This window comes from Hafnia alvei, assembly GCF_034424155.1.
GTDB classification, from domain to species: Bacteria; Pseudomonadota; Gammaproteobacteria; order Enterobacterales; family Enterobacteriaceae; genus Hafnia; species Hafnia alvei.
In genome coordinates, this window is the sequence record NZ_CP139992.1 from 442,991 (window position 1) to 458,922 (window position 15,932).

12 protein-coding genes and 1 tRNA gene are annotated in these 15,932 nt (G+C 44.6%); 7 read left to right on the top strand and 6 right to left on the bottom strand.

Annotated features, from left to right (window positions below):
* Nucleotides 1-10: 10 nt before the first annotated feature.
* The 6 genes from U0008_RS02020 (at nt 11) to U0008_RS02045 (ending at nt 6,765) form a co-directional block, all read left to right on the top strand.
* On the top strand, nt 11-2,671 hold the full coding sequence (locus U0008_RS02020) for a fimbria/pilus outer membrane usher protein (RefSeq protein WP_043490581.1): 2,661 nt from the start codon (nt 11-13) through the stop codon (nt 2,669-2,671).
* A gap of 97 nt (nt 2,672-2,768) precedes the next feature.
* A complete protein-coding gene (locus U0008_RS02025) occupies nt 2,769-3,317 on the top strand; it encodes a fimbrial protein (RefSeq protein ID WP_043490583.1) in 549 nt (182 codons plus the stop codon).
* Nucleotides 3,318-3,338: 21 nt separating this feature from the next.
* Nucleotides 3,339-3,872, top strand: a complete 534-nt coding sequence (locus U0008_RS02030; protein WP_051874060.1) for a fimbrial protein — start codon at nt 3,339-3,341, stop codon at nt 3,870-3,872.
* A 243-nt stretch (nt 3,873-4,115) separates the two neighbouring features.
* Entirely contained in the window at nt 4,116-4,796 is a 681-nt protein-coding gene (locus tag U0008_RS02035) for a fimbrial biogenesis chaperone (protein ID WP_043490586.1), read from the top strand.
* 16 nt (nt 4,797-4,812) lie between these two features.
* Nucleotides 4,813-5,820: a fimbrial protein gene (locus U0008_RS02040; protein ID WP_130992982.1), complete on the top strand. Its 1,008-nt coding sequence runs from the start codon at nt 4,813-4,815 to the stop codon at nt 5,818-5,820.
* 393 nt (nt 5,821-6,213) lie between these two features.
* Nucleotides 6,214-6,765: a fimbrial protein gene (locus tag U0008_RS02045; protein ID WP_051874061.1), complete on the top strand. Its 552-nt coding sequence runs from the start codon at nt 6,214-6,216 to the stop codon at nt 6,763-6,765.
* 1,728 nt (nt 6,766-8,493) lie between these two features.
* Here U0008_RS02045 and U0008_RS02050 read toward each other — a convergent pair.
* Nucleotides 8,494-8,569: transfer RNA gene (locus tag U0008_RS02050), tRNA-Phe, on the bottom strand.
* Nucleotides 8,570-9,263: 694 nt separating this feature from the next.
* Here U0008_RS02050 and U0008_RS02055 point away from each other — a divergent pair.
* Nucleotides 9,264-9,908, top strand: a complete 645-nt coding sequence (locus U0008_RS02055; protein ID WP_043490601.1) for a YfdX family protein — start codon at nt 9,264-9,266, stop codon at nt 9,906-9,908.
* A gap of 96 nt (nt 9,909-10,004) precedes the next feature.
* Here U0008_RS02055 and dicD read toward each other — a convergent pair whose 3' ends face one another.
* From dicD to aspA, 5 genes are all read right to left on the bottom strand, one after another.
* Complete coding sequence (gene dicD, locus U0008_RS02060) at nt 10,005-10,580, bottom strand: division control transcriptional repressor DicD (protein ID WP_043490603.1); 576 nt, start codon at nt 10,578-10,580, stop codon at nt 10,005-10,007.
* A gap of 59 nt (nt 10,581-10,639) precedes the next feature.
* Nucleotides 10,640-12,334: a protein-disulfide reductase DsbD gene (locus U0008_RS02065; protein ID WP_043490605.1), complete on the bottom strand. Its 1,695-nt coding sequence runs from the start codon at nt 12,332-12,334 to the stop codon at nt 10,640-10,642.
* Complete coding sequence (cutA, locus tag U0008_RS02070; RefSeq protein ID WP_043490608.1) at nt 12,310-12,660, bottom strand: divalent cation tolerance protein CutA; 351 nt, start codon at nt 12,658-12,660, stop codon at nt 12,310-12,312. Before cutA ends, U0008_RS02065 begins: the two co-directional genes overlap by 25 nt.
* Before the next feature lie 141 nt (nt 12,661-12,801).
* Nucleotides 12,802-14,103 (bottom strand): anaerobic C4-dicarboxylate transporter, encoded by a 1,302-nt coding sequence (locus U0008_RS02075; RefSeq protein WP_025798664.1) that lies wholly within the window; start codon nt 14,101-14,103, stop codon nt 12,802-12,804.
* Between the two features lie 235 nt (nt 14,104-14,338).
* Entirely contained in the window at nt 14,339-15,775 is a 1,437-nt protein-coding gene (gene aspA / locus U0008_RS02080; RefSeq protein WP_025798666.1) for an aspartate ammonia-lyase, read from the bottom strand.
* Nucleotides 15,776-15,932: the final 157 nt, after the last annotated feature.

Genomic DNA, 15,932 nt, shown 5'->3' on the forward strand with positions numbered 1-15,932 from the left:
AGAGAGAAAAATGCAAGCAGTAAAAATATCTAAAAAGAGCGAGCCCGTATCGAACTGCCCTTTATTAATGGAACTAAATAGATATTTTAAGCCGAGCGCAGTAGCACTCATTTTTTTATCTTCAAATTGTTTTGCTGACTCAAGTTTTAACCCAGCCTTTTTGGAAAAAATGGGTGGTGATGGTACTGCTATTGATCTATCTGTTTTCTCGTCCCCTACTGGTGGTCAATTACCAGGAAAATACATCGTTGATATTTATATCAATGATGAACTTGCGGATCATCGAGAAGTTGAGTTTATTGCCGATAAAAGTACTTCAGGCAAAGATAAGAATGGAACGAAGAATAATGAAGAAATAACGGGGTTAATTCCTTGTCTTACACTAGAAGACTTAAAAGGATATGGTCTAAGAACGGATGCTATCGAGGCCTTTAACAAAAACAGTGAAGATAAATCTGCTGCTGAACAGGTTGATAACGCAAAAGCTAAAGTAAATAGCCCAGCGGTCGAAGGTGCTTGCTCCAATATTCTGCAGTCAATACCTGCAGCAAAAGCGGATTTCGATTTTAATAAGCAGAGGCTAAACCTGAGTATTCCTCAGGCGCTTATGTCCCACTCCGCTAGGGGATATGTCGATCCTAAGTTTTGGGATGATGGTATTACAGCTGCTCTGATTGATTATAATTTCACTGGTGCGAATGGAACGAGTAGTGGAGATAATTCCAAGGATGATAGCTATTATCTGAACTTACGAAGCGGACTGAATTTAGGGGCTTGGCGTTTACGTAACTATTCTGCCTGGAATGATAATAATGGTGTTCGTGAATGGCAGAATATCAATACTTATTTGCAACGTAGTATTATTTCTATTAAATCCCAGTTAATTTTAGGGGATAATTACTCTTCAGCGGATATTTTTGATAGCTCGCAATTTCGGGGTATTCAAATTGCATCTGATGACGATATGTTACCGGATAGTCAGCAAGGTTTTGCGCCTATTGTTCGTGGTATCGCGAAGACCAATGCGCAGGTCACAATTACTCAGAATGGATACACCATATACCAGAGTTATGTTTCACCTGGCGCATTTGAGATTAATGACCTTTATCCGAGTGCGGGTAGCGGCGACTTAACCGTAGTGATTAAAGAGCAGGATGGTAGCCAGCAGACTTTCATACAGCCTTATGCGTCGGTACCGATGCTGCAGCGTGAAGGTCACACAAAATACAGTCTGACCGCTGGCCAATATCGGAGTGGTTATAGCCAATCTAAGCCTAATTTTGGTCAGTTTACGCTGATACAAGGTTTGAGCCATGGGGCAACAGTTTATGGCGGTGTGCAGGCCAGTGAAAATTATATGGCTGCCGCAGCAGGGATTGGGCAAAACTTGGGAGATTTGGGGGCCGTCTCTATCGATATTACGCAGGCAAAAACCGATTTGACAGATTCAGGCGTCTCCAAAGGACAGTCATACCGATTTTTGTATGCAAAAACTTTTGCTGATAGCGGCACCGATCTGCGTTTGATGGGATATCGCTATTCAACCAGTGGTTTCTATACTTTGCAGGAGTCAGTCGACCTTAACGATGATGACAACACCTTGTCAGAGTACGATGTTCGCACTCACAAGCGCAGCCGTGTTGAAGGTTCTATTAACCAAACATTACCAGAAAATTGGGGGTCTTTATTTTTTTCCGCCAGCGTACAAGATTATTGGGACGACTCGGCGAAAGAGCAGACTTTGCAATGGGGTTATAACAATGACTGGAAGGGCATTTCTTATAACATTGCGGTTAGTGACAACTATATAACAGAAGAAGAACGAGACAGGCAGTTTTCGCTAAACGTATCGATTCCATTGGATAAATGGCTGTCGTCTGCATCGGTAAGCTATAACAGCACCAGTGATAGTGATGGCAGAGTCCAACGGCAGACCAGTCTAAGCGGTACGTTGCTTGAGGATCGCAACCTTACTTATAACATTAGCCAAGGGGTTGGCAATCAGGGGCAGGGTTATAGCGGCAATACCTCGCTGAGCTATCAGGGCAAATACGGTAACTCAAACGTGGGTTACAGCTATACCAAAGATTCGCGCCGTCTTAATTACGGTTTGCAGGGCGGAATTATTACCCATAGTGATGGGATAACCTTTTCCGAGCCGCTTGGGGAGACCGTCGCTTTGGTTGCCGCGCCTGGTGCGGGGGATACTAAAGTTAAGAATAAAAACGGCGTTAGAACAGATGATGAAGGTTATGCCGTATTGCCTTATATCACAGCATATCGGCACAACAATGTCTCATTGGATACGACTAGTTTGGGTAAAAACGTCGAAATCGATGAAAGTGTTAGAGATGTTATCCCAACCCGAGGGGCTGTCGTTCGCGCCAAATTCACCACTCATGTAGGGTATCGCATGATGATGATGATGATGCGTCCTTCAGGTAAACCAGTGCCATTTGGTACAACTGTTTCTCTGTTAGACGCAACCAGTGCAGGGATTGTGGGTGAAGATGGTGAAGCTTATTTGAGTGGTTTACCAGCCAAAGGCTCACTTAAGGCGCAATGGGGCAAAGGAGCAGATGAGCACTGTATTGTTCATTATCAGGTTAATGAAAAACAGGCTGCTGAAGAAACACTCATGACATTACAGGCGAAATGTTTGCCTGATTAACAATAGGTTTCTGTCTTTTAAAATTATTCACATCATCGTTAATGATATGAATAACAGTAAATTTGGCTATATATATATCACGCAAGGAAAGTAAGATATGAACAAAAAAGCGATTTATGCACTAACCGCTATTGCTCTGCAAAGTGTTATATTTCAATCAGCAAATGCAGAATCAACTGTAAGAATAACTAGCAATATCACTGCCTCACCTTGTACTGTTGACACTACAAGTTCAGATATAAATTTGGGGGTGATGACAGCGTCGTACCTTAATAATCCTAGTCTTAACCAAGCTTCGGATTACACGCTTCCACTTGTAATAAAACTTATTGGTTGCCCTGAGACTACTACATCGGTCAGCGCAACGTTTAGTGGTACTCCATCCACACAAAATAGCAGTTATTATAAAAACACGTCCGGCAACGCTGGTGATGCAGCTGCTATGGATGTTGAGTTTGACAGATATACAGAAGGTACTGGTGACCGTGAACTATTGAAAAATGGTTCAATGATACGAGACCTTGCCATTGAGAACGGTCAGGCATCGTTTGCTGTGGTTGCACGCATGATAAACTCTTCCGGTAGCACAACAATAGGAGCTGGTGATGTCAGTACGGCTATTTCAATAAACTTTTCTTATAAATAAAATAGCCAAAAGAGAAGGGTTATGAACACAAAAAGTATCGTATTCATTTTACTCTACTCTGCTGCTTTATTTAATTTCAATATTCCGCTGGCGGCTTTAGCAGAAAGTAACGGTGACAGTGAACTGAATATCAGTGGCAAAGTGGTAGCGCCTTCATGCACCATTGCTCCGGACACTGTGAATGGAAGTGTTGACCTCGGTGAGGTGCTAAGTGAACGCCTGCAGAGTGCGGGGAGTTTCTCAGCGTGGTCGCAGTTCTCACTGAATTTGACAGAGTGTCCAGCCACGACGACTGAAGTCGTCGTGTATTTCTCAGGGGGGCAGGATCCTGATTATCCGGTTTATTTTAAAAATACAGGCAGCAGTAAACATGTGGCTATTGAGGTTGCAGATGATACAGGCTCGCGCATAAGCAATGGTTCGGTGCGTAATATGGCCGTAGATTCACAGCAGCAGGCTAAAATGGTTCTAAAAGGTAGGATGATATCACCTCAGGGCAAAGCCATTTCCGGTAGCGTCTCGAGCTTAATGGAGTTGGCCTTTGGTTACAAGTAGTTAAGTTGCAGGGTAAATTATGATGTCTTATATTTACCTGGCAGAGTTCAGATTAAATATTTCTAATTACTTTAGATATGATGTTTGTTATTACGTAGATAAATATTAGGTCACCATTAAGTAACGGGGCGATGATAGTGGGTAAAGTGACTATCATCGAAGGTATCATTTTCATAGAACATTTTAGTGTGAAAATGAATGAAATACCTCTCTTGTTAAAGTAAATGAATAAACGCTGGAGTTATGAAAAAATACATTAGTTTTCTATTGGCAAGTTCACTGACTCTGGCACCAGTTTTAGTCATGGCCGATGTACAGATAGGTAGCACTAGAGTTATTTATAACTCTAGTGCTAATGAAGCTGCATTGCCCATAAAAAATACCGATGCAGCGAATATATATCTTGTTCAGTCCTGGGTGGAACCAAATGCAGGTAGCAAACCATCGTTTATTATCATCCCTCCATTGTTTCGCTTAGAGGGTAATGAGGAGCATTCTTTAAGAATTATTAAAACTCGTGATGATTTACCTAAGGATCGGGAGTCTCAATTTTGGTTAGATATTAAATCTATTCCAAGTACTGATAACAAAACTACGAAAGATAGCTTGCAGTTAATTGTTAAATCTCGATTAAAATTATTCTATCGGCCGGAAAATTTAGCAGGCAGTCCAGATGAGGCTTATAAAAAAATCATTTTTAACGCAGATGGTTCTGAAATTAAAGTGACCAACCCTACAGGTTTTTATATTACCTTCTACAAATTTAAGGTAAATGATAGGGATATAAAAGAAGCGACAATGGTGGCTCCGAAAAGCTCTGTAACGTTCAGCCTACCAAAAGATGAAGATAATACTAGGATTGTAACGTGGCAGGCTATCACGGATTCAGGTAGCCCGACGACGGTCGAGAAAAAAATACTCTAAACAGGGAGCTGATATTTTGAAATCAAGATATTTTTTATTCACCTCAGCCGTGCTGCTCACATCAGTATTATCTGTTAAAGCATCCTATGCGCAGGGTAATGAGGCAACGTGTAAGTTCGATTCTGGATATGCAATGAACATATCCACCCTTGCTTTGGCGCCTGTTATCAATATCCGTGCGGGTATGCCGGTTAAGACTCTTTTATGGGATTCGGGCTGGCTCAATGGGGGATCTACAGCAATAACGTGCGGGCTTGCTGGCGACAGTAGCAAGACTTTTTCCGTGCAAGGTGGATATATGAACAATATGACGTTGTCTGCCGTTGGAGACTCTATTTATGATACCGGAATTCCTGGTATCGGGGTGAAAGTATTCTATTCTAACAGTCATGAAGTATCATCAGACAGGGTGTTAGAATACCCACGGAAAAGCCAATCAGTCATGATACAGGGTGATCAAAAGCAATATTCCCCTGCTTCGGAATATAAAATTCAGTTTTGGAGCACGGGTAACTATGCCAGTGGTAGCACTGTGTTCCCAAATCCATTGGCTAGTACCCAATATGGTGATCTGGTGACCAACCAGGTTTCATTAAGTAATACCCGTTTTGTGGTTAATTTAGTCGGGTGTACGGTTCAATCTTCAGTCAATGTCGATCTTGGTAATGTAAATGACACTACTTTTACTGGTGTTGGGTCAGCCAGTGCCTGGAGTCATTTTAAGATCCCACTAAATTGTTATGCAGGCACCAAAATATCCACAACGATTGATGCAACCCAGGATCCTGCAAATGTAGCAGGAGTGATTCAATTACTTACACAAGATAACAGCGCAACAGGGTTGGGGGTGCAGCTGAGTTATGCAGAAGGCGCTGCCGTAGTGTTTGGTGAGAAATCGTTATTCAAGGAGTCATCATCAACCACTGAGAATATTGAACTGGCGACGCGTATGTATCAGACTCATGAAAAAGTGACCATGGGTAAGGTCAGTGCAGTGGCTTATTTGACGATGACATATGAGTAACCGCTTTTCCTGATATTCATATGAGGTGCATTTATGAATACTACTTCATTAATTATATTTAGATAAGAATTATAGTTCACAATAATATGAGTAAGGAAAAATTAATGGCATGTATGGTTTGTTTAATTAAATATAAATAACATTATATATTTCATTAATGAGATTTATATTATCTCTGAACTAACTTTTTAGATTATTTAAAAATTACTAGCTGATATAATAAACATCGGTGGGTTGTGTTTTTAGATTAATCATAGTTGCCGTGTTTGATTATAAAAATCAACGCGATAAATTATTTTAAAGCTATTCTTTAGAATAGCGGTATCCGGTGGCTAGGTTGTCACTTGTACAAAATAATAACGGTTATAGCGTATTAATAAAGGACTAGGATTTATGAATTTTTCAATGAAAAAAATCTCTGCGCAGGTATTGCTTTGTTTATCTATCGCTGCAATGTCCAGTCATGTTATGGCGGCAGATGCCACTATCAATATATCTGGGCAAGTGGTTTCAGAAGGTTGTTCAATAGCTGCAAATAGTCTCAATGTTGTGCTTCCTGATATTGACGCAAATACACTTGCAACAACGGGAAGCACTTCAGAGTATGAGCCTTTTAAAATTGATTTTACAGACTGTTCTCGTGGTATCGCACAAGTAGCAATCTCGTATACGGCGACTGGAGGGGATAATAGTGACGCTGGTATGGATACGTATTGGGCTAATATCGGTACAGCAAAAAATGTGAATGCTGAAATCCGTGATACAGGTGCTGGAGGGGCAGACAAACCAGCGCAACCGAATTCGACGGGTAGTATCATAGATATTTCTCCTGCTACAAATTCAGCATCAGAGAATTTTAAGGTAAGGATACGCAATAATGGAGTGGGCGCAGCGACTACAGGTACGGTCGTCGTGAATTTTACAATGGTATTTACTTATGTCTAAATTATTTTTTCTTTTTAACAACGTAGTAGTTAACAAAAAATTTAATTTGCGTTGACTGTTATCACTGGGCACGATCTTTATCATTTATGTAGAGTAAAGATCGTCCCGGAAATTATAGATCTCATTTACTCAGAGTTTGATTAGCTATTTTAAATTATTTTACCCATGCTTATCCTTGGGTGCGATACAGAAACTGTATGATTTCCATTTCATATGATATGGGAGCTTTTACAATTAAAGCTATGCACGTAAACTTCCTTGATATTTGAAGCATAATTTCTGCTTCAAACCCATTGGGACCTAACATGTAGGATAAGCAACATTCTGTTGTAAATACTGGGGCTTGCTGAATCTTGAGGCTCATCAGGCGCGGGATTGAAATTCTGCTTAGATGCCAGCCAGATAGGTTTAAGTAAGCCAACTTATCGTCACAAACGCAGTGTTGAAAATACGATAATTTCATTCCCCTGTTAAGCTATACCAGCCCCTGTTTTGTTATCTCTGTAAGCAAAATTTGTTCGGAATGATGCTCCATGCGGATAAAGAAAACCATGTCACCACTAACCAATGCAGGCTTGCCATTCCTCATATCTAAATAAGTATGAAAAGGAAGAGGGATAGGTAACAACCCCCAAAGGCGTTTGAACAACGGCTTTGCCGTTGGCCCGTAGGGTGAGCCGCTAGCGGCGAATAATCGAACGGAGTTCGATGAAGAGTCCGTATGCCAGAAAGCAAAAAACCAGCCCTTGGGCTGGTTTCTTTAAATAGTGGTGCCCGGACTCGGACTAACGCCGAAGGCGTTTGAACAACGGCTTTGCCGTTGGCCCGTAGGGTGAGCCGCTAGCGGCGAATAATCGAACGGAGTTCGATGAAGAGTCCGTATGCCAGAAAGCAAAAAACCAGCCCGTAGGCTGGTTTCTTTAAATAGTGGTGCCCGGACTCGGACTAACGCCGAAGGCGTTTGAACAACGGCTTTGCCGTTGGCCCGTAGGGTGAGCCGCTAGCGGCGAATAATCGAACGGAGTTCGATGAAGAGTCCGTATGCCAGAAAGCAAAAAACCAGCCCGTAGGCTGGTTTCTTTAAATAGTGGTGCCCGGACTCGGACTAACGCCGAAGGCGTTTGAACAACGGCTTTGCCGTTGGCCCGTAGGGTGAGCCGCTAGCGGCGAATAATCGAACGGAGTTCGATGAAGAGTCCGTATGCCAGAAAGCAAAAAACCAGCCCGTAGGCTGGTTTCTTTAAATAGTGATGCCCGGACTCGGACTAACGCCGAAGGCGTTTGAACAACGGCTTTGCCGTTGGCCCGTAGGGTGAGCCGCTCGCGGCGAATAATCGAACGGAGTTCGATGAAGAGTCCGTATGCCAGAAAGCAAAAAACCAGCCCGTAGGCTGGTTTCTTTAAATAGTGGTGCCCGGACTCGGACTAACGCCGAAGGCGTTTGAACAACGGCTTTGCCGTTGGCCCGTAGGGTGAGCCGCTAGCGGCGAATAATCGAACGGAGTTCGATGAAGAGTCCGTACGCTAGAAAGCAAAAAACCAGCCCGTAGGCTGGTTTCTTTAAATAGTGGTGCCCGGACTCGGACTAACGCCGAAGGCGTTTGAACAACGGCTTTGCCGTTGGCCCGTAGGGTGAGCCGCTAGCGGCGAATAATCGAACGGAGTTCGATGAAGAGTCCGTACGCTAGAAAGCAAAAAACCAGCCCGTAGGCTGGTTTCTTTAAATAGTGGTGCCCGGACTCGGAATCGAACCAAGGACACGGGGATTTTCAATCCCCTGCTCTACCGACTGAGCTATCCGGGCAACGAGGCGTATTAAACTGGATCTGCGGCTTGGCGTCAACGTAATTTCTTCATTCCTTTGTTTAGTTGCCTAATGTTTGGGCATTTTGGGTTTTTTGCATGAAATTTATGCTGCCTTGAAGACGTTGGCGTTCTTTCTTCAAGAGAGATTCGTCGATACGGCTCAAATTTGCTGGCGTGGACCTATCACTTCTTAATCAGACGCCTTATCAATGTTTGCTAGTTCTATTATTAAGATCACATAATATTACAAATATCACTCTTAGATGTGACACGAGAGTTGTTGTCGATAGGTTTAAAAATACAATGTCAATTTTAGCTCATAAATTGCTTTTAATAGATTTTATTTAGAGTGGGTTTATTTATTGTATATCTGATTTTTATATTTCGCTAGTTTGTGATTTGTTGTTAGTGATTTTAAATAGTTCATATTAAACATATGGTTATTAATTAAATTTTAATTAAATCCTGAGTGAATATTAATCTATTGTAATGAAGGTTAAACAGAGTTCATTGGATGTAAACTATTTTTTCCTTGAAACGTTATTGGTGTTTTACAGCGAGTGCGTTTAATTTCTGTGTATTGACATAATTCATGCTGAATATATAACTTAAGCACTGTGATTGAGAGGTTGTCCAATTTAATGGATTGGCCTCATAGCCGAATAATATAAATTAAAGCAGGTATATTAATTATGAAACGTATTCTTACTGCAACCGCACTTTCTCTTGCCATGATGTCTACTTTTACTTGGGCTGCTGATGGCGCAACCACTGCTCCAGCGGCAACGACCACCGTGAGCGCTAATGTGTTAACTGCCCAGCAGGCGAAAGAAGTTGCTAAGGTAGCTCAACAGGGCTTTAACGCCATGCGTGATGTGCAATATGCTCGCGTCTCTTTATTCCGCGGATACCCAGATGTGGCGCAAAAATTAGTCGATCAGGCGCAAACCCTATTATCTGATGACAGCACCAACTGGAAAGATTTTATTAAGGCCGATAAGAAAACTCCGCTGACTGGTGATAACTACGTAGTTATTAATGCTTCTATTTCTTTGGCTGAGGATTTTGTGGCAACGCCTGAAAAACAAAAAGCCATTGATAGCGCTAATGCTAAATTCAAGAAAGGTGATCACAAAGGCGCAATGGAAGAACTGCGTTTGGCTGGCGTTGGTGTAACGGAAACTCAATATCTGATGCCGCTGAAACAAACCCAGCAGGCGGTTAAGAAAGCACAACAGCTGCTGAAAGAGGGTAAATACTATGAAGCGAACTTGGCTCTGAAAGGGGCTGAAGAGGGGATTATTACCGACAGCGTTTCTTTAGTGGGTGCCAATTAATCTCTCGATGAGTTAATTAACACTTTCTATTTCCTACCTTCGATAAACCACCCTTTGGGGTGGTTTATTCATCAATATTGTAATAAATACTCAGCTTTAGCCTAAGGCACCATTTCGGCGGCAGCGCGCAATTTGCAGAATATCTTCGGCTAAGCGACGTGCAGTTTCCACATCTTGCAGTTGGCGTTTTACCAGCAAACGGCTTAAGCAGCCTTCCAAAACTAGCTCCATCTGATGAGCGACCATTTCAGGATCGTCCATGTCGATGTCTTGCAACAGAGCAAGCGTGAACTCGTAAGAGGCGGTTTTCTGCTGCTCGGCAAGCAGGTGGATTGGATGATCGTCTTCAGGGAAAAAACTGCAGGCGGCGATAAACAGGCAGCCGGGATAGCGCTGTTGCTGCACATACTCGGCCAACACGTGGTAACGCGCCAAGATTTTATCCCGAGCTGAAAGGGTTTCATCCAGCAGCAGCTGGCGGCGCCATGTGTCTATCTGCTGTGCGTGGTAGCGCAGACTGTCATAAAGCAGGGCTTCACGATCTGGCCAAAAACGAATTAGCTCTTCCTTTGAAATATCGAGCTGGGGAGCCAGCTTATCCAAGGTCGTGGTTGCTAGTCCTTGTTGTTCCAGCAGGCCAAGTACCTGGCTGAGCACGAGTTCTCGTTGCACGTGATCCTCCTGTCTTATGTGCGGATCTTTCACGATCGGATCCTCAGTGTCGTTGATGGTTAGCGATTGTGCAAATGCGCTGTGAATTCCTTTGCGTTCATAAAACCGGTGACGCGCAGTTGTGGTTGTTCTTGTGCCTGCGCGTTATAGAACAAAATGGTTGGCAGGCCTAATACGTTTAAATGCTTGAGCAGAGTGGCATGTTCCGCGCTGTTTGCCGTGACGTCAGCCTGTAACAGCACGGTATCCGCAAGTTGCTGACGTACCGTTGGATCACTGAAGGTGTATTTTTCAAACTCTTTGCAGGCCACACACCAGTCAGCATACAGGTCTAACATAACAGGTTTGTTCTCTGCTTTAGCCTGTTGTAGGGCATGATCCAGCTCAGCAATGGTATTCACTTTTTGGAACGGCAGATGAGCAATGGTTGCTTGTGATGCATTTCCAAATGCCCAATCTTGCAATGGTCGTGAACAAACCAGCGCCAGACCTAGCATCACAATTTGCATGATGCGCGCTAGGCGATGAGAAGACTTCAGGCTCAGTGCGAACGCCCATCCGAAGAAGGCAACGCCTAACAGCGACCAGAGGCGTAATCCCCATTCGTCACCCAGAATACGCTCCAGTAAGAATACCGGCAGCGCGAGGATTACAAATCCAAACGCCTCTTTGACGTACTGCATCCATGGCCCGCTACGTGGTAACAGGCGGTTTCCGAAAGTGGTTACGAGGATCAGCGGGATGCCCATTCCCAGCGCATAAAGGTATAGCGTGCCGCCGCCAGCGGCCATATTACCGCTTTGTGCAATGTACAGCAGAATAGCGCTGAGCGGCGCGGTGGTGCAGGGTGAACATATTAGACCTGCCAGTGCGCCCATGACGAATACGCCAATCAGCGAACCGCTGCGTTGCTGGTTGCTCCAGAGCGTGAGGCGCGTCTGAACTGAAGAAGGTAGCTGTAAGGTAAACAGGCCAAACATCGACAGCGCCAGCAACACGAATAAAATCGATAGTCCAATCAATACATAGGGGTGCTGGAACGCGGCTTGGAACTGCAATCCAGCGGCGGCGACCACCATCCCCAGCAGCGTGTAAGTCACCGCCATGCCTTGTACATAAACGAGTGACAATACAAAAATTCGGCGATAGCTTTGCTGGCGATCCTGCCCAAGAATAATGGCAGATATCAGCGGATACATCGGCAAGATGCAGGGCGTAAAGGCAATGCCAATCCCAATGAGAAGCGCCCAAAGCGGCGAGAACGGCAGTGCAGGAGCCGACTCTGTGTTAGGCGCTGTATCTTGAACCGCATCGGTGATGACCTGCGCGGTAACGGAATCTAAGGGGATAGTTTTGGTTTCCGGCGGATAGCAAAAGCCCGCCTCAGCGCAGCCCTGATAGGTAACAACCAACGTGGCATTTTGAGCGGCGTTTTGTAGACGCAGATTGAGCGTTAGGTCGTTTTTAAAAATAGCCGTTTTGCCGTAAAACTCATCATGGTGATCGAGGCCTTCAGGCAGCGTAAACGGCGCGATTGTAGCCTGATGAGGCTCTATTTTTATCTGCTGTCGATAGAGGTAGTACCCTGGTTTGATTTGCCAGTTTAGGTCGAGCTTATGCTCTTGCTGCTTGAAATCGAATGTGAAAGCCTGATCGACCGGCACAAACTGCGTTTTGCTAGAGAATAGCGATGCCTGTGCCGGAAGCAGAGTACAGATAAACAGAAAAACTAGCGTAAAGAAGCGTTGAGCCATGACAGGTAATCTTTATCTCCCGCGTGAACCGGTAAAACTAAAAGTTCAGGGGTTTGGTATGGATGATGCTGTTTCAGAAAGCTAAGCAGAGCTTCCTGATGTGAGCGTTCGCTTTTCAAAATCATCTGGACTTCGTATTCCTGCTCCAGCTTGCCTTCCCAATAGTACATGGAAGATGCGCCGGGTAGCAGCGTGACGCAGGCCGCGAGTTTTTCACTCAATGCTAGCGAAGCCAACTGCTGAGCACAGGCTTCGTCGGGCGCTGTACACAGCACAACGATGGCATCGGTAACGTTATCGGGTAGTGGCTTTTCAGTCTCTGACATCTGATCTAAACCTCGCCGTGGATGATTTTGAATCAACACTATACCTTGTGTGAGTGAAAATTGTCAGCAACGCAGAAATAGCGTGATCAGAATAAGAAAAGGACGCCGAAGCGTCCTTTTTGTACTTAGCGCGAGAAAGGCTTAGAGCATAATGCTTCCCAGCACGAAGCCGAAGATAACAGATAGCGCCACGCCGATAGTGCCTGGGATGAAGAACGGATGGTTAAAGACCAGTTTACCGATACGAGTTGTACCGGTGTCATCCATCTGCACCGCCGCAACCAGAGTTGGGTAGGTAGGCAGAATGAACAGACCAGAAACCGCGGCGAAAGATGCGACTGCGGTCAGAGGAGAAACGTTCAGCGCCAGTGCCATTGGCATCAGGGCTTTCGCCGTTGCAGCCTGAGAATACAGCAGGGCAGACGCGAAGAAGAAGATAACCGCTAGCAGCCAAGGGTGAGACTGAATGACGGTACCCGCAGTTTCTTTGATCCAATCAAGGTTTGCCTGAACGAAAGTATCGCCCAACCAAGCCACACCCAGAATACAGATACATGCGCTCATACCTGCTTTGAAGGTGCTGGAGTTCAGAATGCTGTCAGTTTCAACGCGGCACAGGATAGTGGTCAGCGTTGCGACGCTCAGCATGATGATCAGAATCGCGTTGGTGGTGTTCATCAGTGGTTTTTCAACCAAACCGAGGCTTGGGCTGTTGATAATTGCATAGCAAACGACGCATACAACGCCCAGCAGGAACAACCATACAGAGCTTTTGGCACGAGGTTTGATAACCACTTGCTTGTCGCCACGCAGTTCAATCAGGCCTTCAGCCAGACGTTTCTGGTAAACAGGATCGTCAGACAGTTTGGAGTCAAAGCACCAAGATACGATGAGTGACATCACCAATACAGCTAAGAAAGTGGATGGAATAACAACCATCAGCAGATGAATATAGCTGATGCCGTGGCCTTCCATCACAGAAGACATATAAACTACTGCGGCTGAAATTGGAGACGCAGTAATTGCAATCTGAGCAGAAACAACGGCGGTAGACAGTGGACGGCATGGCTTGATGCCTTGCTCTTTAGCCACTTCAGCGATAACTGGCAGTGCAGACAGAGAAATATTACCGGTACCTGCAAAGATGGTCAGAAAATAAGTCACAATCGGTGCAAGGATCGTGATGTATTTTGGATTCTTACGCAGAAGTTTTTCAGTTTGATGAACTAAATAATCCATACCACCGGCAACCTGCATTGCAGAGATTGCGGCGATAACGGCCATGATAATTGAAATAACGTCGAATGGAATATTGCCTGGCTTAACACCGATCATGGCAAGGACTAAAACCCCTAAACCACCGGCAAACCCTATTCCGATGCCCCCCAGTCTGGCACCTAAGAATATGGCGAGCAGTACGATCACCAGCTCCAAAACTAACATAGTGTTTCTCCTCAAGATGTAACGATAATATTCCTTTTGTCTTTGAAGCTGCCGCGTGGATTAAGCGTATATTCTGAGGCTCATACGCACGTAGGCGACTCAGAATTTCTTTACTTATCATTCACTGCAACACAATGACATCGGGTGTAATTCTTGTTTTAAGTATGTTGGTCGCAATAAAAAGGCACGGCTGACCATGGGGACAGACGTGCCTGATATCGACTAGCGAACTTTATTATTGTTCGCTTTCGTCAGTATAACGTTTTGCTTTATAAGCAGGGTGCATCAGGTTCTCTACAGAGAAGATGTCGTCCAGTTCCGCTTCGGTCAGCAGACCGCGTTCCAGAACAACTTCACGCACGTTTTTACCTGTTTCGGCACAGATTTTACCAACGATATCACCGTTGTGGTGGCCGATAAACGGATTCAGGTAAGTTACGATACCGATAGAGTTAAATACATAGCTTTCACAAACTTCTTTGTTTGCGGTAATGCCGTTGATGCATTTTTCCAGCAGGTTGTAGCAACCGTTAGTCAGGATAGAGATGGATTCAAACATCGCCTGACCAATTACCGGTTCCATAACGTTCAACTGCAGCTGGCCTGCTTCAGCAGCCATGGTGACGGTGGTGTCGTTACCGATGACTTTGAAGCACAGTTGGTTAACCACTTCAGGAACCACTGGGTTCACTTTAGCTGGCATGATTGAAGAACCAGCCTGCAGTTCTGGCAGGTTGATTTCGTTCAAACCGGTACGTGGACCAGAAGACAGCAAACGCAGGTCGTTACAGATTTTAGACAGTTTAACCGCCAGACGTTTCAGAGCACCGTGAACCATCACGTATGCGCCGCAGTCAGAGGTTGCTTCGATCAGGTCTTCTGCAACAGAGCATTGCAGGCCGCTAACTTCAGACAGTTTCTGCACAGCTAACTGAGAGTAACCTTCTGGCGTGTTCAGGCCAGTACCGATAGCGGTCGCGCCCAAGTTAACTTCCAGCAGCAGCTCAGAGGTGCGTTGCAGGTTCTTAACTTCTTCTTTCAGCAATACGCTGTAGGCTTTGAATTCCTGACCCAGAGTCATAGGTACGGCATCCTGCAATTGGGTACGGCCCATTTTCAGAATGTTTTCGAATTCTTTGGCTTTACGATCGAAGCCTTCGCGCAGCTGGTTGATTGCATCCAGCAGTTTCATGATGGAAGAGTACACCGCGATACGGAAACCGGTAGGGTAAGCATCGTTGGTAGACTGGCATTTGTTCAGGTGATCGTTCGGGTTCAGGTATTGATATTCACCTTTCTGGTGACCCATCAGTTCCAGACCGATGTTTGCCAGAACTTCGTTGGTGTTCATATTAACGGAAGTACCTGCACCACCCTGATATACGTCTACAGGGAATTGATCCATGCATTTGCCGTTGTTCAATACTTCGTCACAAGCAAGAATAATAGTATCGGCAATTTTGCGCGGAATGGTGTGTAACTCTTTATTGGCGAGAGCAGCAGCTTTTTTTACCATAACCATGCCGCGAACAAATTCAGGGATATCGCTGATTTTGTTGTTGCTGATATAAAAGTTTTCAATTGCTCGCAGAGTGTGAACACCATAATAAGCGTCTGCTGGAACTTCACGGGTGCCTAACAGGTCTTCTTCAATACGAATGTTGTTTGACATAAGAACCTTCTTTAATTGATGCCGAATAGTAAACTTGCTAATGAATTTATATCGTTTAGATTTTCAAATTCGAAAGGATCATCCGTCCTCTCTGTTCTGTGGCTGATCATATGCTGCTTGCGTGGAAAAGCATGAACCCAGATCACTATATGGCGCT